Genomic DNA, 20,952 nt, shown 5'->3' on the forward strand with positions numbered 1-20,952 from the left:
ATCCAATACAGAGGTCATCCTAAGGAATGCTAAAGACCAATTGGAGGGATAGATATGGAAAATCAAGGCCAACCAATCAACAGCCAGCAGCTGTCGTATCAGCAGTTTCAGGAGCAGGTCCAGCAGCAGCAGGAGCTGCAAAGACAGCAGGCTCAGCAAGCGCTTCGCAACGTCGGGCTGGACCCGCATTCACAGCAAATAAGCAAGGTAGTCATTGAGCTGCAGAACATATTAAGCGAGCTGCAGCTCACAGAGAACCAGATTCAAATGCAAATGGATGCTCAGAAGCGACAAATTCAGAGCTTGCAGCAGCGGCTGCAGCAGGCTGTAGCACTTGTTCAGTCTACTTTCGGGGCGAACGCGGCTGCCGTACAGTCGTCAGCCGGCATTCAGCCGCAAGGACCAATTGTACAATAGTATGGTGGCAATCGGGGAGCCGGACAGGGATGTCCGAGTTCCCTTTTTCTATGAAATGCCTCCGTCCGCCTGTTAGTCAGGTCGTTACTGCATGTGTTCACTTTCCTTTTGCCAATGCAAAACCGATCATGACTATGGCTAATCCGACCCAAGTCCGCCAGGTAGTTATTTCTTTAAAGAAAATATATCCCATAAGGAGTGAAATGAGCATCTCCAGTCCCTTGGATGCGATAAGTACATAAATGAGATTGCCAATCGCCCGATAACCGAATTTAATGCCATATCCGATACACAGATTAGCTAGCACGAATAGCGGCAGCATGAAGAGCTGGAACTTCAAAGTTGTCCAAAAATGCGGGTCAATATGTTTGTTCTGGTAGGAGAACACCAAATTAACGATCAACAGCCCAGTAAGCAGCAGGGATACACTCCACAAATAATACATTTCTACCTCCAATATCGAATGGCTTGCATCCAGCATTGTTATTTACGAATAAAGTTTCCACTATGCAACTTTTTTATGAATGTGAAACACAATTTCCAATTCAAAACTGTGCCTAATAAGGATAAACTGGATTAAATTGAGGGGGGAGGAAGTCTATGAGAGTCGGTTTAGTTAGACATTTCAAAGTGATCTGCAAGCCTGACTCCAGTTGGATGACTTCCGAAGAATTCGATCAATGGGTTGCGGATTACAATTGCTCCGAGATTGTTCCTGAACGAGTTTTTGAGCGGGATAATTGTTGGCAGATTTGTTTGTCCAGTGATCTCTATCGTGCTAGCAGAACTGCCGAACTCCTCTATCAAGGGCATGTGATTGCGTGCAGTCAATTGCGTGAGATTAGTATGCGCTCATTCATGCGTGCCAACTGGAAGCTTCCTCATATCATATGGATAATGATGGCGCGGCTGGCGTGGCTGTTCTCGCACAAATCTCAGGAGGAAGGCCGCGTTGATACGGCGCTTCGAGCAAAGCAAATGGTAGATTTAATCGAGTCCTTTGGGGCAGACAATACGCTGATTGTCAGTCATGGGGCGTTCATGAAGGCATTATCCAATGAATTGAAACGAAGAGGCTATAGTGGCAAAAGATTCTTAAAACCGGAGAATGGGAAACTATATACCTTTGAAGCCACGTTCTCTGCCACTCACGGTAAAAGCTGATCGCTGGAGCTGGAGGTCAGCTTTTACCGTGATGAAATATGTCGAAATATTCCTTTACAAATAGAAGTGAAATTGATGATAATATAAATTATGGAAATGTTATTTTTTAATAGGGAACTAATAATTTACTGAAATGAGGCTCTGATATGGCGATGATTGGCATAGATTTAGGAACAACGAACAGCTTGGTTGCTCATTGGACGAGTGAAGGGCCAGTTATTATACCCAACGTGCATGGGGAGCACTTAACACCTTCGGTAATAAGTATCGACGATAATGGTGAAATTCTTGTCGGACAGATTGCCAAGGAGCGTCTGCTTACTCATCCTGCTGTCACTGTCTCCACCTTCAAGCGATATATGGGAACTGAAAAAATATACCGGATCGGCCGTCATTCCTTTACCCCGGAGGAGCTGTCATCCTTCGTTGTGAAAGCATTGAAGGCAGATGCGGAAGCTTATCTGGGCACTCCGGTGACGGAGGCGGTTATTAGTGTTCCCGCCTACTTCAACGATACCCAGCGCAAAGCGACTAAACGTGCTGCCGAGATTGCCGGATTGAAGGTCGAGCGGCTGATTAGCGAGCCTACTGCGGCTGCGATCTCTTACGGACTGCATCAGCAGAAATCGGATACGAAATTTCTTGTCTTCGATTTGGGTGGGGGTACTTTCGACGTGTCGATTTTGGAGTTTTTCGAGGGCGTTATGGAAGTGAAATCTATCGCGGGCGATAATTATTTGGGCGGGGAGGACTTCACACAGCTATTGGCTACCCATTTCATAGATTCGAATGCTATCGATCCATTAACACTGGATTTCAAAGAAAAATCGGCGATTTTCAAGCAGGCTGAGGTGTGCAAACGCGGGATTGGCCGAGATAATGAAGGCAGGATGACTTTTACAAAGGGGAATAAGTCCTACGAGCTGGTCATGGACCGTGCAGATTTCGAGAAGCTTGCAGGTGCGCTTATTCTTCGTCTGCGTCATCCGATCGAGCGGGCGCTGCGGGACGCAGCTTTGTCACCGGATGATCTGGATGCCGTTATTCTTATCGGTGGAGCTACCCGCATGCCGGTTATCAAGTCCATCATTAGTAAAATGTTCGGTCGCCTGCCGTATACAGGCATCAATCCTGACGAAGCTGTTGCACTCGGGGCGGCGATCCAGGTTGCGCTCAAGGAACGGAACGAATTGCTGCAGGAGGTCGTGCTGACGGATGTATGTCCTTTTACCCTTGGGATATCAACGACGAAGCAGCTCTCGAACGGCAAGTATGATTCTGGTCATTTCAGTCCGATTATTGAGCGGAATACACCCATTCCAGTCAGTAAAGTTGATAGCTATTGCACGATTTACGACCAGCAGAAGGCAATTAACGTCGTTATCTATCAAGGTGAAAGCCGCAAGGTAGAAAATAATGTAAAGCTTGGCGAATTGTGTGTTGATGTTGTTCCTGATAAGGCTGAAGCGCAGTCGATAGATGTTAGGTTCACCTACGATATTAACGGTATTCTTGAAGTAGAGGTTACGACAACCAGCACAGGTCATAAGAAGAAAATAATTATTGAACAAAATCCCGGCAAGCTGACCGAGCAGGAAATTGAGGATCGACTGAATAAATTAAAGGATATCAAAATTCATCCAAGGGAACGAAGTGAGAACAGGCTGCTTCTGGCAACCGGTGAACGTCTATATGAAGAGGCTTTAGGTGAGAAAAGAGCGGAGATTGAATATATTCTGCTCCAATTCGAGCGTGTTCTGGCCACTCAGAATGAGAATGATATTAAGAGAGCTGCCGTTGAACTGAGAAAGCAGCTTGATCATTTTGAGAAATGGCGTGACTATTAATGTGGTTTTGGAAAATCTTCGTGTCGCGTGGATTGCTTAAGGTATATAAGCTGTCAATTGGATGGCTTAGAATGGATTGCTTAGGAAAGCAGCAGATATATGGGAAAGCATACAAGCTTGCGGCAGCTAATTATTATTGATGGGGGCGACCGCCGGAGGGTGAAGTGACGATAGATGAGAATTTGGGATATCCTTGGCATTAAACCTACGAATGATATCAATGAAATTAAGAGAGCATATTCGAAGCTGCTGAAAATCTATCATCCGGAGGATGATGCAGAAGGCTATCAGCGGCTAAGAGAAGCTTATGATCTGGCTATGAAGCTGGCAAAGCGCAATAGCGGGAATAATCATACTCGAACGCTCAAGGATGCTGAGGAAAGCCAACGCGAAAAGGTGAAACGCGAGCAAGAAAAGCGTGAGGATGAAAAACGCAAGAAAGAAAAACGCGAGCAAGAGAGACATGATGAAGAAAAGCGTGAGCAAGAGAAACATGAGGCAGTAAAACGCGAGCAAGAAAAGCGAGAGAAAGAAAAGCGAGAGCAAGAGAAACGAGAGGATGAAAAACGCAAGGAAGAAAAGCGTGAGGAAGAAGATCGCAAGGAAGAAAAGCAAGAGAAACGTAAGGAAGAAGAACACGAGGAAGATAGAAACGAGACAGAAAACGGTGACGAGAAAAATAAGATTAACGCCGTTAATCAACCTGTTGATGAAAATGAGAGTGACCTTGAAGGCTCCGATGACCAATCCCAGCAGGAATGGGAAGCCATTCTGCGTGATACAGAGGTTGAGAGCAGCCCTGAAAATAGTGTGGTGGAAGACGAGATCGAGGCTGAGATTGAAGTGGAAGTCGAAGAAGAATATAGCATTCCTCACAACCTCCGAAATCAGTTTTATCTGGAATGGGATAACGAGCCTGACCCAGAAAGTCAACTGGAGACATTCAAGGAGAAGGTTACAACGATCTATTCCGAATTTCGCAGCCGCATAAATATTGAACAATGGATGGAGCTATTGAATTCCGATATTGTATGGAACGCTTCCATGAAGCAGCGTGTCTCGGAGACCTTGCTGGATTATCTGGAAGAGCATTATTGGCTGCCGCATGATATATGGGTGCTGTTAAACAACACATTTTATTGGGTGGAGAATGATGAGGATCGGGATGAAACCTTCTCCCAAGAGTTTCCGAATGCTTATGCCCGTATTTCAGCAAAGCCTTCCAATCTCAATATGAATTATGCTGCTCTTCTGCGAGCGGGAGATATTGATTATGATACCTATCTGCGATACCGCGAAGAGGCGTATTTGGCGCTGGCGAATAATGAGCTGCAGCTAGCAGAACAGTCTTTACAGCAGGCGGAGGCTCTTTTCAGAGACGATGTGGAACTGGTCCTGATGCAGATTGATTGCTATAGGCGCATAGGGGACAAAATACGGACGCTTGCATGTTGCAATCATCGCATATCCATCGATCCCAACACTTTAAGTGGCTATTATTCTCGCGCGTTAGCCTTCTATGATAATGATCAGCCGTCTGAAGCGCTTCGGGACCTCAAATTAATGATTCAGCTCAATCCGAACAATCGGGAGGCGCTCTCTCTATCCGGACAATGCTATGTGAAGCTGGGTGAAATATACCAAGCGCAGGAAGTTTTCACACGTATTTTGGCCATCAATCAGAATGATTTTATGGCAAACATCGCTTTATTGAAGCTAAAGGCTCAAGAGGTTGAGAAATTAAGGAGAAGCGGTATGGTAGAAACGGTAAGAGATCTGGATGAAGAGCTTGGAATAATGCCTTTCCGCTGGAATGTCATAGGATCCATGACTTCACTTCTGTCGCGTGCTTGGTTCTCGTTAATCAGCATACTTGTGCTCTTTGTTCTGTTGTATCATGGCTTTAAAAATATTCCCTCCATGCTGTCAGATCCTATTGCGGATTGGTATGTATGGTTATATTTATTCCTACTGTTATTCCTTTCTTTCCGGGTGTATTCTTCGTTGTCGAAGGAAATTCGGCGACACTGGAAAGTGTTTCAATACCATAGGTAGACGGCGAGAGGAGGCTGTATGGTGAATGCTAAGAGTCAAATAAAACGGACGGAAATAACATCTTCCATCAATTCGCTTGTTTCCTTGATATTTATTGAACAAAAAAACAATTATTATAAAATAAATCCGGACTTCGTATTTAATAACAAGGAACTGTTGCGCAAGTTGTTTAAAACATGGGGGTTTGACGAGAAAGAGGACACCGTAGGCGATATCAACAAGTTTTTTGTCGAAGGTCACAGGCAATCATTCCAGCAGCACTTAACGAAGCTGTCTGGAATGAATGAAGCCGAATATCGCGAATATACGGCAACGATCACGAACAATGATCAGCTTAGGCATCATTTATATGTCGTCCATTATTATTCCCAGTCGATGCCTGCTGGCGGCATTGCAGCCTTTGACTATTCGTGGATCGTATTCAAGTGCTGGGCTGGCTATACGCTTGGTCACATTTCGGAAGAGGACAAATGGACTTATTTGGCGGATGTCATTCAGTTGATCAAGGAAAGCTTTAGTAATTGGGAAGAGTATGTGTTTAGCTATGTCATTGGAAGGGTATATATTGCCTCTAACCTGTCTGATGATTTTGTGAGAGATTACAAGGTTGACATCTATAAGCTGATGAATCCCAAGTATAGTCCGTTTCCGCATTTTTCTTAATTGCATTAATAAAATGCATGCAGTTATAGCGGTTTGAAAAGCTGTCTCTAGGTTAAAATATCGTTACACGACTTGCATCAGAGCTGCAACAAAACGTTTACAATCCTTCCCAAATTCGTGTTGCAGGTGAAAATGCGTTACAATACATTCATCATGTCTCATGACATCACGATAACGATAAGAAGGAAGGTAGCTATGCTTTTAAACTTGGTTCTGGTTGCTTTATTAATTATTCTTACTGCTTTTTTCGTCGCTACGGAATTTGCCATTATCCGAATTCGTCCAAGCCGTGTTGATCAAATGGTATTGGAGGGACATAAAAGCGCACTGGCCGTTAAAAAAGTAACCACGAATCTGGACGGATATTTATCAGCCTGTCAGCTCGGAATTACGATTACAGCATTAGGACTTGGCTGGCTGGGTGAGCCTACGGTGGAGAAGCTGCTGCATCCGTTGTTCGATAAGCTGGATGTCGGAGAGAGTGTGGAACATATTCTTTCCTTCGGCATCGCCTTTATTCTGATGACCTATTTGCATGTCGTTCTTGGGGAGCTCGCGCCTAAAACGTTAGCGATTCAGAAAGCGGAACGGATATCAATTCTGACTGCGCCGCTTATCATTTTCTTCTACAAAATCATGTTTCCGTTCATTTGGCTGCTCAATGGATCTGCAAACAAGCTCGTGCAGCTGTTCGGAATGAAGTCGGCAAGCGAGCATGAAGAAGCTCACTCGGAAGAGGAAATTCGTATTATTTTGTCAGAGAGCTATCAAAGCGGGAAGATCAACAAAACGGAATACGGCTATGTGAATCGAATCTTTACGTTCGATGATCTGCTTGCGCGTGAAATTATGGTGCCTCGTACGGATATGATCTGTCTCTATGCGAACAATTCGCTGGAACAGAATTTGGCGATTATTAAGCGGGAGCAGTATACGCGTTTTCCCGTCGCGCTTGAAAGCAAGGATCATATTGTAGGCATCGTGAACACGAAGCAATTTTTTCTCCGTTATGACAATAACCCGGACTTTGACTTTAAGACGCTGCTTCAGCCGGTTATGACTGTGCCGGAGGTTATGCCGGTTAAATCGCTGCTCAAGAAGATGCAGCTGGAACAGGTACATATTGCGCTGCTGCTGGATGAATACGGCGGGACGTCAGGGCTTATTACGATTGAGGATATTTTGGAGGAAATCGTCGGAGAAATTCGCGATGAATTCGATCAGGATGAGAAGACAGAGTTCGAGACGTTAGGCGAGAATCATTATTTGGTACAGGGTATCCTGCTCATTGATCAGCTGAATGATCTGCTTGGAACGTCAATTGAGCATGAGGATGTGGATTCAATCGGCGGGTGGTTGTACAACCAGCAGCCCGAATTGAAGAAAGGCGACGAATGGCGTTTCGGTTCCCTTTCCTTCATCGTGCGCGAACGGGATAAGAACCGGATTCGTAAAATCGAAATTATTAAGCATGATTGATGCGAGAGCCTGTATATGTTGATGATTGAAAGGAACATGCAGGCCGCTGCGCTGGGGAATGTTCTTGCGATCGCTGTTGTTCCCGGAATTGTTGAATTTAGATTGGTTATGGTGGAATTCCGGGAACAAAGGCGAGCGCTGACGCTTCTCCAGAAACATTCCCCTGCTCCGCTCTGCTGTTCTTTCTTTCGTTCAACTTTATAGCAGGTTTTAAAGGAAAAGGAGAAGACCCGAATGGCTGCATATGAATTGTGACTGTAAGATGGACACTTTGAAGAAAGTGTCATCCTGCGGGTCACAATTCAATATTGAGGCCGTTGAGGGTCTTCTTGTTGCTTTCGTATAGAATCGCTTGCTGGCAGCTGCTATTTCACAGTCTCAATTTCGACCTGTTTCTGCGGGAATTGCAGATCATAGAGCTGCTTGTATTTCCCTTGCTTGGCCAGCAGAGATTCGTGAGTTCCGAATTCCAATATGCCGTCTTTATCAAGCACATAGATGCGGTCCGCACGTTGAATAGTCGATAATCGATGCGCAATGACCAGTGATGTGCGATTCGCTAACAGATGCTCCAGCGCATCCTGTATCGCTTTCTCTGATTCTGTATCCAGTGAAGAGGTCGCTTCATCGAGAATGATCAGACGCGGGTCCTTCAATATGGCTCTCGCAATGGACAGCCGCTGCTTCTGACCGCCGGAGAGCTTCACACCGCGTTCGCCGATTTGGGATTCGTATCCGAGCGGGAATGACATGATGAATTCATGGGCATGCGCTGCGCGTGCGGCAGCTTCAACCTCCTCATCGGATGCATGAGGCTTGCCATAAACGATATTCTCGCGAATCGTTCCGTTAAGCAGCACGATATCCTGGGAAACAATGCCCATCTGCTTTCGCAGCGAGGTGAGACTAATATCAGGCAGAGGATGACCATCTATCGTGATCGTCCCTTGCTGAGGATCGTAGAATCGCGTGATCAGATGGGTAATCGTTGATTTGCCTGCCCCTGAGGAACCGACAATCGCCGTTATTTTCCCCGCTTCCAGCTTGAAATTGAACTGCTTCAGAACAGGTACGCCATTATGATAGGCAAAGCTTACCTCATGAAATTCGACATCTCCCTGTACTTGCTGCAATTCCAGCGCATCTGCTTTCTCCACAACTTGCGGCTTTGTCTCCAAAATCTCCACAATCCGCTCATATGCTGCTGCTGATTGCTGAATCGTGTTCAAGGTGCGGCTGAATCTTCGAACAGGGTTTTGCAGGAGGCGCAAATAAGCGAGAAAAGCGACAATCGTACCGACGGTCAAATTACCGTCCATCGTCCCTTTTGCGCCTAATATGAGCACAACGGCAAGTCCCGCGAAAATAAGCAGATCGATGATCGGCTCATAGACAGAGCGAAGCTTCACAGCAGCGATATTGGCACTCATATTATTCCGGCTCCTAACGGCGAATCGCTCCGTCTCATATTCTTCAGTGGAGAATGATTTCATAAGACGAATGGAGGACAGCGTATCCTGAAGATGGTTCGTAACCTCAGCAACGGATTCCTGTATCTTCTTGAAGGCAGCGCGAATTCGCTTGGTGAAGAAGCGGGTCGTCACAATCATAAGCGGGAAGGTTGCCAGAACAACTAGCGTAAGCTGCCAATCCATCCACATCATATAGGCGGCAACAGCCACGAAAGTAAAGAGGTCTGTCACGATAGACATCATGCCCGATGAGACGAGCTGCTGCAGCATGCCGACATCGCTAGTCACGCGAGACATCAGGTCGCCTGTACGATTGCGGTCGAAAAAGCCGACATCCAGCATTTGAAGATGACGATACAGCTGATTCCGCAGCTGGTAGACGGCATTTTGGCCAATCGTTGCCATCGCTATGCCGCTCATATAATTGAATAATGCGAGCAGAACGGCCGTACCGAGCACGCTTAATGCAATCCAGATCAATGCATCGTAACGCTTGTCCGGAATGAGATGGTCGATTGTGTATTGAGACAGCTGTGGAATAACGAATTCGAGCAGTGAAACGGCCAGTATCGAGATGCCCGCGACTACGAGCAGGGGCCATTGGGAGCGCACTTGAAAAAAGATCCTTTTGTACATGCTCCAGATGCTTCCTGACTTTGGTTTCACATTCTCGTGCATGACAGGATTATGAATTCCGCGCATGATTCATCACTCCGCTTCCGTGGAGTCGGGCTCTGCATGATGAAGTAGAAACGAATCCAATTGTTGTTGGATGTCTTTCATGAGTTGGTTGAACTGCGGCTTCAAACGATTGCTGTCTTCCGACAGCTGCTCGGCTGCGATGATTTGCTGTACGATCGAATAAGAATCATAATGAAGTCCGAGCTTTCTTCTGATCCGCTCATGTCTGTACAGATCATCTGAGGCTACAACATCTCCAGCTGCTCTTCGGTCATGAAGACATGGCTGCTCAGTCGCAGGCTTCTCACTCAGCATGATTCTGCCTTCATCGGTGATGGCATATCTTTTCTTGCCTTCATGCTCTTGGGCGATAATAAGAGATCGGTCCTCCAGCATTTGTAGAGTAGGGTAGATGGTTCCAGCGCTCGGGATATACAATCCGCCCGACTGCTCCTCCAGTGCTTTCATCATCTGATAGCCGTGCATCGGCTTCTCCGTTAACAAAGCGAGCAGTGCATATTTGACGCCGCCTCTGCCAAAATATCTTCGACTCCCTCCGCCGCCGCCGCCGCCACTGCGACAATGTCCATGAGTGCCGTGCTCTTCGTGATCATCTATTCTTCTGCGGCGCTCACATGGGGGACGAGTGCCGAAACGATTGTGCTCCATCATGATTTCATTCCTCCTCAGGAATCCATACGATATATCGTAATATAAAAGTAAACGATATATCGTATTGTGTCAATTAGCGGATGGAGGGATTTCAAAAGCAAACCGCCTTATATCCAAAAAACAAGCCTTCAAACAGTAATGCTAATTTCGAAATCTTGCTCTTACATTCGCATACGCACCTTTCCGCTCAGTAAAAAGGTATACTGATAGAGTGAATTATCCGGTCTTATAGCAGGAAACAGATCGTGGAGGTATTGAATAATGGAGGCAAGAAATAATCCGGCAACGAAATCGAATGCTTCTCAAAAGGTTGTCAATCAAGATGCAAACTGAATTATTGTACAAAAATCCAAAGACCATACTGAATAAAGGGACAGGCTTCCTCATTGATTACAGTCATTCTCTCAATCCATACACAGGCTGTTCATTCGGTTGCTCCTACTGTTATGTGCGGCAAATGCCAGTATCGACATTCCGCAAAGCAGAGTGGGGGACATGGGTTGATGTTAAGAAGGAAGCGGCTGCAATTCTTCGCAGGGAGCTTCATAAAGCAAAGTCCAAAGGGAAAGTGACGATCTTCATGTCCTCCAGCACAGATCCGTATCAGCCGATAGAATATAAAGAGCAGGTGACGAGATCGCTGCTTGAGGTTATGGTGGACAATCCCCCGGATTTCTTATTCGTACAGACGCGCAGCCCGCTTGTTCGCAGAGATATAGACTTGTTGCTGCAGTTGAAAGATCACGTCCGTGTGAGCATGACTGTGGAAACGGATCTGGAAGACATTCGCAAGCATTTCACGCCTCAGGCGCCGCCCATTAAAGCGAGATTGAAAACATTGGAGCTGCTGCGGGATGCAGGCGTTCCAACACAGGCGACAATAGCGCCGATGCTTCCAAGCAGCGAAGTTTTTCCATCCCTATTGAAGCAATTGGTCAATCGTGTCTGTGTTGACGACTACTTCATGGGGGACGGCAGCGGCGGGAGGCGCACCCGCAATTTGGGAATTCGCAAACTGTATGAGAAGCTGGGGCTGGAGGACTGGTACGATCCTTCCGCATATCGGATGGTAATTGAAAGATTGAACAGTGTTTTCGCCGATGAGCAAATTTATGTGAGCCAGAAGGGATTCGCACCTTAAATGCTGCTGGCTATTGATGCTGTCAAATGACCGATGACGTTCCTAGACAGGGGTGTCTGTGGTCATTTTTGTTTATGAGAGGGAACGAAATAGAATATTCAAACTTTTAGTGAAAGTAAAGGCTTCATTATGGGGACTTATGTGCAATTTAGTTAATATCATAAAATATTAACGGGGTAATACAAACAGCGAAATAATAAGTTTACATAATTATAAATATGTTAACTAATAAATTTACATTTTGCATTGATCATGGGCAGGAAGGAGGAATCTGTAGAAGCGTCAGCGTTCGCCTTTGATCGCGGATTTCAACCCTGACTTCTATCAACAGGAAATCCGGGAACAACAGTGATCGGAAGATCCTTCTGCTTGCACAGCGGCATGTACAAGCTGCACACGACCGATCAGCAAATAGTGCGCATGTCGGATTCTGACGGACTTGACAATCGATATCTTGCATTAAGAGATTCAAACGATATAGAACTGCTCATCGAACGAATGAACAAGCATAAGTGGACGCATATCGAACAAGTAGGAAGCGGTTATTTTTTTGAAAAGAACAATCAAAGAGTTGTAGTGACCGCCAAAATATGGCATAGAAATTACATCATTTACAGGGTTCAAAATAATGTCGTCAATTTAGAAGGGTAGTGCAGTGCGGAGAAATTGCAAACTTTAACATACCGTATTAGAATAATAATGCCATCCTGAGAGATTCAGAGATGAATAGAGGACGGTGCAACCCACATTAAAGGAGACTTGCTCGATGAAAAAGACGATCCTGTTCATTCTGGCGCTATCACTATGTTTCAGCACTGCTGCTGTTGCCGCTAGTGCGAAGGTTACAATCAAATATAAGGACGGGTATTACTTCGGGTATACGAAGAATAAGCTGCCCCATGGCAAAGGAACTCGTGTATGGGAGCGAACGCTCCGATATGACGGGGATTGGGTGAATGGACAAAGGCAAGGTCAAGGCTATCTGTTGTTCGCCACTAGTCTGGAAGCTGGAGAGATTATTTCAGAATATACGGGGCAATGGAAGAATGATACCTTTCATGGCAAAGGGGAATTAAGCGATTCCGGGTATCAATTGGAGAAGTTTGGTGGTAGCCATTATATCAATTATGATGAAGTTGATTACATGTATATCAGTGATGATACATACAACGGTGAATTCAAGAACGGTCAGCGCGAAGGCAGCGGCAAGTATAATTTTCTACTAACGAATGATGAGACGAATGTAACGACACAGGTTACCTATCAGGGAGAATGGAAGAAGGGCTTCATGGATGGCAAAGGAACGCTGACACGGATCGTGAACGAGAAAACGGAAAAATATGTCGGCGGCTTCATCAAAGGCTTGAAGCATGGCAAGGGCACTGAAACGTTATCCAACAAATCCGCCAAGACGACGAAAACATGCCAAGTCGTCTATAAAAATGGCAAGAAAATGAGCGCCACTTCTTGCAAATAAGCATATATTGCTGCATCGAAGCACTATATAATACTCTCAACTATGGGTCGCGAGAATCGCGGCCTTTCTTGTTGGCGGCTGCACAATTCTGGATTGGAAGATCGAAGCCTTGCACAGCGGCACAAGTCGCGGTATTCTAGATGAAGTAGATTATAACGATAGGAATCGATATGGGATGGCAATTGGATTTTTCGACTCAGGAATTGGCGGTTTAACAGTGATGGCTGACGCTATGCGCAAGCTGCCTACACATGATTATATTTATATCGCAGATCGTCTGCATGTTCCATATGGAACGAAGCCTAAGGATGAAGTGAAAGCTTTTATTATAGAAACAACGGATTTAATCGTGCAAGCGGGCATTGATGCATTAGTTGTAGCCTGCAATACTGCAACTAGTATTGCGGTTGCGGAGCTGAGAGAGCGTTATTCGATTCCGGTTATCGGCATGGAGCCTGCAGTGAAGCCAGCAGTGGAGATGAACCGCGAGACGGGGAGAAGAGTGCTCGTATTTGCGACCCCGCTGACGCTCCAGCAGCCCAAGTATTATGCGCTTGTATCTCGTGTCGATGAGAAGAATATTGTCGATTCGCTGCCGCTTCCAGAGCTTGTTCATTTCTGTGAGTCGCTGCAGTTTGATAAAGAAATTATGAGTGATTATTTCCGTGAGAAGCTGGCTCCTTACGATCTCAGTCGTTACGGAATCGTCGTGCTGGGCTGTACGCATTATTCTTATTATAAAAATATTCTTCGTGATCTTCTGCCGCCACATATCGGAATAATCGATGGCAACGCCGGAACGGTCAGACGTCTTCAATCGATGCTCTACCGCATGGGGATCGCGGAGGGCAGCGGAAGCGGCAATGTGAGATTGATGTGCTCCGGCAATGATCCCGTTTATTTGGAGAAGATCGACAAGGCGCTGCAAATTATTAGAGAATCAGAGGACTTGGTAAGCGTTGGCCTGTGAATCTGTTTGTTCCATTTGGAACTGCAGATCGCAGGTCTATTTTTTTGAGGCAGGATTGACGCGCGGTGTTTCGCTGCATGATGGAGGTCGGTCGACCACATGAAGTGCACGTTTCAACACATTACCGGATCTTGGCCGATGGTTAGAGGACATAAGATTGCTCCTCATGTAACCTTTTGTTCGACCTGGACATCTAATTTACGGATTTAGCGATTGAACAGTCGAAAATGTGGAAGGGAAGGAGGGGAAGTCATTGGACGATGAAATGAAGTCGGAGATTATACGTGCTAAAGGCGGAAGTCATGAGGCTTTTGTCAATCTCATTAAACCGCTGGAATTGCAACTGTATAATACGGCAAGGTCAATTGTGAAGAAAGATGAGGACTGTGCGGACGCTTTGCAGGAAACAATCTTGAAGGCTTATCAATCACTGGAGACTTTGGAGCAGCCCGCTTTCTTCAAAACATGGTTGTTTCGCATTCTTATTAATGAGTGCAATATGATTCTCCGCAGACGAAGCCAAGTTATCACCGTGGACCATGTGCAGGACATCCATCATTCTACACCAAACGTCTGTGAGAGCATGGATTTGCACGATGCAGTATACCGTTTGGAGGAAGTATCGCGAACGATCGTTATTTTGCATTATTTCCGTGATTTGCCCCTGCGGCAAGTTGCAGAAATGCTCGATCTGAGTGAGGGAGCGGTTAAAACGCGGCTTCACCGGGCACGGAACACGTTGTACGAATGGCTTGCAGATTACTGTGAAAGGAAGATCAAAGTATGAAATTAAATGTTGAGCGGGAGCTTGAAGGACTGAAGGAACATGAGGTGGAGGAATTGCCAGAGATGATCCGTTCACGTCTGGACTTTGCGTATCTGTCACTGGAGACGAATGCTTCATCACAAATCCAAGTGACACAGCCTAAACGAAGACAGCGGCGTATAATTACAATTTTCGCCTGGGCTGCTGCCTCTATATTGCTCATTATAGGTTCAGGATTTATTTCTCCTGTGATGGCTAATGCGCTTAATAAATTACCGTTTATTGGAAGTCTGTTCGGTTATGGAGGCGATAAAGGTCTTCAAATAGCAAGTGAACAAGGACTGACAACAAATGTGAATGCGAGTATGACTCATGATGGGGTTACATTCAGCATCTCGGAGTATATGTATGATGGAACCCGTATATCTATGGTGCTGACAAGAGAAACAAGCGATGGCAGGAATGAACCTCTAAAGGAATGGTGGGAGCAATCAAGTGAAGAAAATATAGATCGTATCAAGAACGGAGAAGAGGGAAGTGGCATTGTTCAAATTTGGGCTGACGATCAAAGACTGGACATTTCATTGTCATCCGATATTCGGCACAATAATTCTGCGATAATAACAGCCGAGCCTTATACTGGTCTTGTCCATAACCGTTCGTTACATTTGCCGGACAAATTTAATTTGAAAGTCATCGTCCATGATGCTACTATTCAGCAAAATTTCAATATGCAGTTTCCAGTCTTGAAGTCTTCACAGAACAATATCGTTCTGACCTCCGAGGAACTGAAGCAATATAATAATTTCAGCATGAAAATGAAGAAAATTGAAATTACAAAGGCAACAATGCGAATGGAAGCGAGTATCTCTGGGAAGACAGGACAGGATCTCGAAGCGTTTAGCGACAGTTTAATGTATGATATATGGAATGAACAAGGAGAATCTGCCCTGCTAATGAGTGGCAGCAGTGAAACAGAGAATACGACTGCCCTGAGTACTGCAGTGTTCGTACCTTTCCCGACTCTTCCAAAGTCGATCGTAGTCAAACCTTATATCGCTGAGGGCAAGGAAAAGATGTATATTCCAGAATTGGAGTTCACGCTCCCTGTTCAGCAATAAGGATAGTTGAGATTGATTGAACGGTTGAAGGGAATTTGGAGCAGCATGGGAGAATATTACACTGCTCCTGTTCCCCGCATTACAAGCCTTGTTTGTCTCTTCTTATTCTGGGGAACGCAGTCCTGTGCCCGCTGTAGATAAGAACGAAGGAGACCCCCATCAGGATCGCAACGATCCAGGGCAGGGTTAGAATATTGGCTTCGTCCAATATAATGCCGCCAAGCAGCGCCCCGCCGAATATACCGGCATTGTACATCGTCGTTAGTATGGAGGATGCCACATCTCTGGCCTTGTCAGCAACCTTATTGATAGCTGTCTGGAATACGGGTGAGCAGCCGAATGCGGTTCCCCATAGGAATAGAGCGATATGTATCACACCGGGAATCGTACCGAACAGGCTTATGATTAGCATGACCAGAATCGTTAGAACGATGGAAGTCAATGCAGACAAGCGCAAATAACGATCGACAAACTTCCCCGTCAGCAAAACTCCCGCCACTGCGCCAATTCCGAAGATGAGCAGCGCAACGCTTGTTCCTCCATAGATATGAAGCGTTTCGATCAGCGGCTCGATATAGGTATATAGCATATAATGAGCCAGCATTGTCGTAAAGTTGGCCATTACGATCAATGGAATACCCGAAATCACGAACACTTTCGCTAGCGGGATGCGTTCATCCGCGCGTTCTCCTGGGAACGATGGCATTTTCCAGGCTATCCATACGGTTAGAAGCAGGGCAATAAGCGAGAGCAGTCCGAAGCTGGCTCGCCATCCCAATAGACTTCCGAGCAGTGAGCCAAGGGGCAGACCTAGCGCTAATGAAAGGGTACTGCCGCCCAGAGCGATTGCGACTGCTCTGCCGATATTCTCTTTGGTGACCAATCGAGCGGCATAGCCAGCCATAAGCGGCCACATTACGCCTGCCAGCACGCCGCCGAATATACGCGCAATGATAGTCAACGTGAAGTTGGACGAAATGGCGGTTACTACGTTAACAATCGCAAAGCCGAACAGCACCATCTGCAATAGAGACTTGCGCGGAACACTTCGTGTAAGCGTTATGATTGGAAGTGCAGCAATGGAGGTCGCAATCGCATAGGCGGATACCATTAGACCAATTCGCGCAGGCGATTCGCCGAGATCAGCGCCCATCTGCGACATTACTCCTGCCGGAAGCAGCTCGGTAAGGTTGGTTGAGAAGGCTGCCACGGAAAGGGACAGCAAAGGAAGAAGCGGCAGCTTCTCCTTCATTCTGGTTGTGTGCGTCATGTTGTTGTTGCCTCCGATAGGGTGGATATCCTGTAATAGGTTTACTTTCATCATTCTAGCTATTGTCCATAAGGATGTCCATGCCAGAAATATACGATAAGATGTAATTGGCTTTTAGCTGCGGCCAACCTGTTCATGAATACTGCTTTAAGCTATGCTCCAGCAGCGTCATGACAGACCTTTGCAGCTGTGCAGGCGCAATGACCTTCACTTCAGGACCGTAATGAAGCAGCTTGCGAGAGAGGAAGGGGAACTCCTCGGGAGGAACCAATCCGCGCCATTGCTTGTCATCGAGAGATGTCAATCGAAAATGATAGTCGGATTGCGCGAGACGGGCCCCCTCTGAAGTAAACTGGAGGACCACCTCAACGCCCTCACGCTCATCTGCCGAGGCCATCCATTCAGTTAGCGTTGGAAGGGTGTCATCGGTATAGTTTAGTATCTCCAGCTGCTGGATGCGATCAACGCGATATAGAATGATCCGCTGCCCTCTTCTGGCAGGCATGTACCAGAATCCATTATCACAATAGATGCCGAGCGGATAGGCGGTCGCATGCTTAGGCCCCCCGGAGGCATCATATAGAAAGCGGACCGCCTTCTTGTCCATTGCCGCCTCAAGCAGCATCGTCGTAAACGGCGCAGTCTGCTGCGGCTGCGGCTGATTGAACAGCAGATGATTTCTCATGCCATCAATGGCAGCTTGAATGTCTGTCGGCAAACTGGCATAATACTGCTCTGCCAAATAAGCGCGAACCGACTGATAGGGGAAGTCCGGCATCTTCTCCAACACTTGGAGCATTAAGAAGAGCCCGATGGCTTCTGTGCGATTCAACTGAAGAGGCGGCATGATCCGATTAGGCAGTACGCGGTATCCGCCATGCGCGCCTACTTCCGTATAAAGCGGAAATCCAATCCCCTGCAAGTAGTCCAGGTCGCGCTGAATCGTCCGTACAGACACATCAAACCGTTCCGCCAGCTCGCGGGCTGTGAATTTTTTATGTGCATTCATAATTTGCATTATCGCTATTCTTCGATCATTCATTTTGCTTCCACCTAATTACGTCATATTTTGTCGTAGTTATACTGTATCATGAATTTCAGAAGGGAGCGAGATGAACAATGTCCACTAACAAAGTTGTCCTGTACATTGCAATGAGTCTGGATGGGTATATCGCAAGGAAGGATGGATCGGTAGATTGGCTTTTCGATGTTGAAGGCGACGGGGGAGACAACGGGTACAGCAAATTTTACAGCAGTATCGGGGCAGTCGTCATGGGTAAGAAAACCTATGATGATGTGCTGCCCCTCACGGAAGAGTTCCCGTATGCGGATAAGCCCTGCTATGTCTTGTCCAGATCCAAACAATCCGAGGCTCCGCATGTTATTTTCGTGAATGAGCCTGTTGAAGCCTTTATTGCGGGGTTAAAGGAAGAAGCCATGGAAGGCGATATTTGGCTGGTAGGCGGGGGGCAGCTTGTGCAGCAATTTCTGTCACTTCAGCTTATCGATGACCTCTACATTGCGATTATACCTAAGGTGCTTGGGGAGGGCATTCCGCTGTTCCCGGCTGGAACAGTGCCGACTGTCTTTAAGCTGTTGAGCATGGAGCAGCTCGGCCAGATCGCCATGTTGAGCTACAAGAGATCGGAGCCGGAGCAGCCGCCAATCTGAAGACAATAGGGCTCAAACCGATAAGCTTTCGATCAGCGGTCAGCTTGTGCTTGCAGTGAATTGGAACAATCCCGCAGGAAATGGCGCCGGCAATAGCGAACATAGCCATATAGGGATCTAATGCTGCACATTCCAAGCTGACCGTTTGCGAGATCGGAAGAAGCTTTCTGAGGTGAAGAGAATGCAACCTTTTACTTTAAGGGTTATCGGGATTATTAAAGAAATACCGGAAGGCTCCGTCATGACCTACGGGCAGATTGCCGAGCTTGCCGGAAGCCGGAGAGCGTCCAGACAGGTCGTGCGTATTCTGCATGCATTAAGTGAAGCGCACGGCCTTCCCTGGCACAGAGTAGTCAATGCAAAGGGAGAAATCGCAATAAAGGATGACGAAGCCCGCTTTATGCAGAAGCTGTATTTGGAGAATGAAGGGGTTAAGATTGATGACAATGGCGTAGTCGATTTGGAAAGCTACCGCTTCATCCCGCGCTAATAATCCCCCGCACGAAGGCGCAATTATTAAGGAAAAAGCCCTCAATAGAGGCGCTGTATTTCCTCGATAATTGCTTTAACCCCTTCATCAATCTGTTCAGGCTGTACCCTTGATATGCTGATCCGAAGAAACTTATCCCGTTCCTTATAATCCGACAGGTAGAAATCCTTGCCGGACCTGACACTGATTCCCCGCTCCAGTAGCCTCTTCATCAGCAGCTCCAAATTGATCGTTAGCGGCATCTTGAACTGCACATACACGCCCGAGCGCACACCCGATGTTTCGATTAACCCCGCCTTGTTATACCGTTCAACCGCCTCATTCAACGCAGTTATTCTCGCTTCGTACTGGCTGCTGATCTGCCGCTTATGGCGCTCGAACATCCCGTTTTTGATGTACACCTCAAGCGCTGCCTGGGATAGAAGGGAGGCATCCGCATATAGCTTATAGGATTTGAACGTCGAGAGCAGCCGGTCCGGCAGTACAGCAGCGCCGAGCCTCAAGCCTGGGAAGATGATTTTGGAGAAGCTTTTCAAATAAACGACATGAGAGGTCGAGTTGTAAGCATAAATCGGTTCAAACCGCTGCTCCGAACCTAAGTCGCCCATATAATCATCCTCGACGATATACACATCATATTTGCTGGCGAGACGAGCGATCGTTTTCCTTTCCTCGACACTGAATGAGGTTCCCAGCGGATTATGATATCGCGACATCGTAAAGAAGAATTTAATGTCCCCGTTCTTGAACTGCTCCTCCAATTCCAGCAGATCAATCCCATTCGCACTACGAGCGATTCCGCGTACCGGCATGCCCTCCGTCACCATATAACGAAAGTAAATATCGTATCCAGGCTGTTCGATAAGAACCGTCCTCTTTCCATTGGGAAACGGCATTCTCGCTAGGATTTCTATCGCTTGCTGGATACCTGAGGTGATGTAGATTCGCTCACTGGCAGTAAATACCTGATCATTGGCGAAATGCGAAACAAGCGTTCTGCGGAGCATGTCCAGCCCTTGAGAGTCGCCGTAGGTGAACAGGTTGTACTTGTAGGTGTCGATAGCTTTGTTGAGACAGTGCTGGAAATCCCGATACGGGAACAGATTCAAATCCGGGGAAGCCGAAGCCATGTCGATTGTTCCACTCCCTGCAGCAGGCTTCATGTCGGCTTGATTCTCAACCACGTAAAAGCCGCTATTCGGGATGGAGTAGATCGCATGGCGCTTCTCCAGCTCTGCATAAGCCCGTGCAGCCGTACTGTTGCTGCATCCATACAGCTCCATCGCGCTGCGAATGGAGGGCAGCTTTTGGCCGGATCGATAGTGTCCCTCGTTAATTTTGCGCTCTATATCGGATATGATCGAAACATACTTTATCGCCATGCGCGTCCTCCTGATGGATCACCGCAGAAGCCGGGCGGGCAGTGAAGCCAGTGCCTGAATTCGCGCGGTCATTTTATAGCTGGAATGATTTATATGTTACCACTATTCTCCGCTACGGGGGTATACATACTGAGCCAACTGTATCGATACAGTTGCGATAAAAGGGCATTGTTCAGCGCTGCAAGTTGCATTACCTTTAATCTTACGAATGGAG

20 protein-coding genes are annotated in these 20,952 nt (G+C 46.7%); 14 read left to right on the forward strand and 6 right to left on the reverse strand.

Annotation, left to right across the window (positions count from 1 at the left end; all coding sequences use genetic code 11):
- The first annotated feature begins 54 nt into the window (after positions 1-54).
- Entirely contained in the window at positions 55-417 is a 363-nt protein-coding gene (locus tag L6H65_RS09730; RefSeq protein ID WP_236340828.1) for a hypothetical protein, read from the forward strand.
- Between the two features lie 97 nt (positions 418-514).
- Here the strand turns inward: L6H65_RS09730 and L6H65_RS09735 are convergent, their stop codons facing one another.
- A complete protein-coding gene (locus L6H65_RS09735) occupies positions 515-862 on the reverse strand; it encodes a hypothetical protein (RefSeq protein ID WP_236340830.1) in 348 nt (115 codons plus the stop codon).
- Positions 863-1,017: 155 nt separating this feature from the next.
- Between L6H65_RS09735 and L6H65_RS09740 the strand changes: the two genes are divergently transcribed.
- From L6H65_RS09740 to L6H65_RS09760, 5 genes are all read left to right on the forward strand, one after another.
- On the forward strand, positions 1,018-1,581 hold the full coding sequence (locus L6H65_RS09740; protein WP_236340832.1) for a histidine phosphatase family protein: 564 nt from the start codon (positions 1,018-1,020) through the stop codon (positions 1,579-1,581).
- A gap of 146 nt (positions 1,582-1,727) precedes the next feature.
- Positions 1,728-3,428 (forward strand): molecular chaperone HscC, encoded by a 1,701-nt coding sequence (locus L6H65_RS09745; RefSeq protein ID WP_236340834.1) that lies wholly within the window; start codon positions 1,728-1,730, stop codon positions 3,426-3,428.
- A gap of 174 nt (positions 3,429-3,602) precedes the next feature.
- Entirely contained in the window at positions 3,603-5,483 is a 1,881-nt protein-coding gene (locus tag L6H65_RS26775) for a tetratricopeptide repeat protein (protein WP_236340836.1), read from the forward strand.
- 18 nt (positions 5,484-5,501) lie between these two features.
- The gene (locus L6H65_RS09755) at positions 5,502-6,146 is read left to right on the forward strand and encodes a DUF1266 domain-containing protein (RefSeq protein WP_236340838.1); all 645 of its coding nucleotides are present in this window, start codon (positions 5,502-5,504) and stop codon (positions 6,144-6,146) included.
- A gap of 195 nt (positions 6,147-6,341) precedes the next feature.
- Positions 6,342-7,625 (forward strand): hemolysin family protein, encoded by a 1,284-nt coding sequence (locus L6H65_RS09760; protein ID WP_236340840.1) that lies wholly within the window; start codon positions 6,342-6,344, stop codon positions 7,623-7,625.
- A gap of 365 nt (positions 7,626-7,990) precedes the next feature.
- Here the strand turns inward: L6H65_RS09760 and L6H65_RS09765 are convergent, their stop codons facing one another.
- Together L6H65_RS09765 and L6H65_RS09770 are read right to left on the reverse strand one after the other, a co-directional pair.
- Positions 7,991-9,799: an ABC transporter ATP-binding protein gene (locus L6H65_RS09765; protein ID WP_236340851.1), complete on the reverse strand. Its 1,809-nt coding sequence runs from the start codon at positions 9,797-9,799 to the stop codon at positions 7,991-7,993.
- 6 nt (positions 9,800-9,805) lie between these two features.
- A complete protein-coding gene (locus L6H65_RS09770; protein ID WP_236340853.1) occupies positions 9,806-10,450 on the reverse strand; it encodes a PadR family transcriptional regulator in 645 nt (214 codons plus the stop codon).
- A 322-nt stretch (positions 10,451-10,772) separates the two neighbouring features.
- On the opposite strand from L6H65_RS09770, the gene L6H65_RS09775 reads away from it, so the two are divergent.
- From L6H65_RS09775 to L6H65_RS09800, 6 genes are all read left to right on the forward strand, one after another.
- Positions 10,773-11,591, forward strand: a complete 819-nt coding sequence (locus L6H65_RS09775; RefSeq protein WP_236340862.1) for an SPL family radical SAM protein — start codon at positions 10,773-10,775, stop codon at positions 11,589-11,591.
- Between the two features lie 348 nt (positions 11,592-11,939).
- Positions 11,940-12,242, forward strand: coding sequence for a hypothetical protein (locus L6H65_RS09780; RefSeq protein ID WP_236340864.1), 303 nt, complete (start codon positions 11,940-11,942; stop codon positions 12,240-12,242).
- Positions 12,243-12,357: 115 nt separating this feature from the next.
- Complete coding sequence (locus L6H65_RS09785) at positions 12,358-13,068, forward strand: MORN repeat-containing protein (RefSeq protein ID WP_236340866.1); 711 nt, start codon at positions 12,358-12,360, stop codon at positions 13,066-13,068.
- Between the two features lie 175 nt (positions 13,069-13,243).
- Complete coding sequence (murI, locus tag L6H65_RS09790; protein ID WP_236340868.1) at positions 13,244-14,038, forward strand: glutamate racemase; 795 nt, start codon at positions 13,244-13,246, stop codon at positions 14,036-14,038.
- Positions 14,039-14,291: 253 nt separating this feature from the next.
- Positions 14,292-14,825, forward strand: a complete 534-nt coding sequence (locus tag L6H65_RS09795; RefSeq protein WP_307728321.1) for a sigma-70 family RNA polymerase sigma factor — start codon at positions 14,292-14,294, stop codon at positions 14,823-14,825.
- On the forward strand, positions 14,822-15,925 hold the full coding sequence (locus L6H65_RS09800; RefSeq protein WP_236340871.1) for a DUF4179 domain-containing protein: 1,104 nt from the start codon (positions 14,822-14,824) through the stop codon (positions 15,923-15,925). Before L6H65_RS09795 ends, L6H65_RS09800 begins: the two co-directional genes overlap by 4 nt.
- Positions 15,926-16,004: 79 nt before the next feature.
- Here the strand turns inward: L6H65_RS09800 and L6H65_RS09805 are convergent, their stop codons facing one another.
- Together L6H65_RS09805 and L6H65_RS09810 are read right to left on the reverse strand one after the other, a co-directional pair.
- Complete coding sequence (locus L6H65_RS09805; RefSeq protein ID WP_236340879.1) at positions 16,005-17,195, reverse strand: MFS transporter; 1,191 nt, start codon at positions 17,193-17,195, stop codon at positions 16,005-16,007.
- Positions 17,196-17,328: 133 nt separating this feature from the next.
- On the reverse strand, positions 17,329-18,237 hold the full coding sequence (locus L6H65_RS09810; RefSeq protein ID WP_236340881.1) for a helix-turn-helix transcriptional regulator: 909 nt from the start codon (positions 18,235-18,237) through the stop codon (positions 17,329-17,331).
- A gap of 77 nt (positions 18,238-18,314) precedes the next feature.
- Here L6H65_RS09810 and L6H65_RS09815 point away from each other — a divergent pair, with 77 nt between their 5' ends.
- The gene (locus L6H65_RS09815) at positions 18,315-18,866 is read left to right on the forward strand and encodes a dihydrofolate reductase family protein (RefSeq protein ID WP_236340883.1); all 552 of its coding nucleotides are present in this window, start codon (positions 18,315-18,317) and stop codon (positions 18,864-18,866) included.
- Positions 18,867-19,047: 181 nt separating this feature from the next.
- Positions 19,048-19,356 (forward strand): MGMT family protein, encoded by a 309-nt coding sequence (locus L6H65_RS09820; protein WP_236341297.1) that lies wholly within the window; start codon positions 19,048-19,050, stop codon positions 19,354-19,356.
- Positions 19,357-19,397: 41 nt separating this feature from the next.
- Here L6H65_RS09820 and L6H65_RS09825 read toward each other — a convergent pair whose 3' ends face one another.
- Complete coding sequence (locus L6H65_RS09825; protein ID WP_236340891.1) at positions 19,398-20,738, reverse strand: aminotransferase-like domain-containing protein; 1,341 nt, start codon at positions 20,736-20,738, stop codon at positions 19,398-19,400.
- Positions 20,739-20,952: the final 214 nt, after the last annotated feature.

This window comes from Paenibacillus plantiphilus, from assembly GCF_927798095.1.
GTDB lineage: Bacteria > Bacillota > Bacilli > Paenibacillales > Paenibacillaceae > Paenibacillus_Z > Paenibacillus_Z plantiphilus.

What these genes read in the sequence shown, in the direction of transcription:
- L6H65_RS09785 (WP_236340866.1), top strand. Translation starts at nt 12,358, where the DNA reads ATGAAAAAGACGATCCTGTTCATTCTGGCGCTATCACTATGTTTCAGC.
- L6H65_RS09745 (WP_236340834.1), top strand. Translation starts at nt 1,728, where the DNA reads ATGGCGATGATTGGCATAGATTTAGGAACAACGAACAGCTTGGTTGCT.
- L6H65_RS09800 (WP_236340871.1), top strand. Translation starts at nt 14,822, where the DNA reads ATGAAATTAAATGTTGAGCGGGAGCTTGAAGGACTGAAGGAACATGAG.
- L6H65_RS09730 (WP_236340828.1), top strand. Translation starts at nt 55, where the DNA reads ATGGAAAATCAAGGCCAACCAATCAACAGCCAGCAGCTGTCGTATCAG.
- L6H65_RS09765 (WP_236340851.1), bottom strand. Translation starts at nt 9,799, where the DNA reads ATGCGCGGAATTCATAATCCTGTCATGCACGAGAATGTGAAACCAAAG.
- L6H65_RS09810 (WP_236340881.1), bottom strand. Translation starts at nt 18,237, where the DNA reads ATGAATGATCGAAGAATAGCGATAATGCAAATTATGAATGCACATAAA.
- L6H65_RS26775 (WP_236340836.1), top strand. Translation starts at nt 3,603, where the DNA reads ATGAGAATTTGGGATATCCTTGGCATTAAACCTACGAATGATATCAAT.
- L6H65_RS09735 (WP_236340830.1), bottom strand. Translation starts at nt 862, where the DNA reads ATGTATTATTTGTGGAGTGTATCCCTGCTGCTTACTGGGCTGTTGATC.
- L6H65_RS09760 (WP_236340840.1), top strand. Translation starts at nt 6,342, where the DNA reads ATGCTTTTAAACTTGGTTCTGGTTGCTTTATTAATTATTCTTACTGCT.
- L6H65_RS09815 (WP_236340883.1), top strand. Translation starts at nt 18,315, where the DNA reads ATGTCCACTAACAAAGTTGTCCTGTACATTGCAATGAGTCTGGATGGG.
- L6H65_RS09755 (WP_236340838.1), top strand. Translation starts at nt 5,502, where the DNA reads ATGGTGAATGCTAAGAGTCAAATAAAACGGACGGAAATAACATCTTCC.
- L6H65_RS09825 (WP_236340891.1), bottom strand. Translation starts at nt 20,738, where the DNA reads ATGGCGATAAAGTATGTTTCGATCATATCCGATATAGAGCGCAAAATT.
- L6H65_RS09740 (WP_236340832.1), top strand. Translation starts at nt 1,018, where the DNA reads ATGAGAGTCGGTTTAGTTAGACATTTCAAAGTGATCTGCAAGCCTGAC.
- L6H65_RS09820 (WP_236341297.1), top strand. Translation starts at nt 19,048, where the DNA reads ATGCAACCTTTTACTTTAAGGGTTATCGGGATTATTAAAGAAATACCG.
- L6H65_RS09775 (WP_236340862.1), top strand. Translation starts at nt 10,773, where the DNA reads ATGCAAACTGAATTATTGTACAAAAATCCAAAGACCATACTGAATAAA.
- L6H65_RS09770 (WP_236340853.1), bottom strand. Translation starts at nt 10,450, where the DNA reads ATGATGGAGCACAATCGTTTCGGCACTCGTCCCCCATGTGAGCGCCGC.
- murI (WP_236340868.1), top strand. Translation starts at nt 13,244, where the DNA reads ATGGCAATTGGATTTTTCGACTCAGGAATTGGCGGTTTAACAGTGATG.
- L6H65_RS09805 (WP_236340879.1), bottom strand. Translation starts at nt 17,195, where the DNA reads ATGACGCACACAACCAGAATGAAGGAGAAGCTGCCGCTTCTTCCTTTG.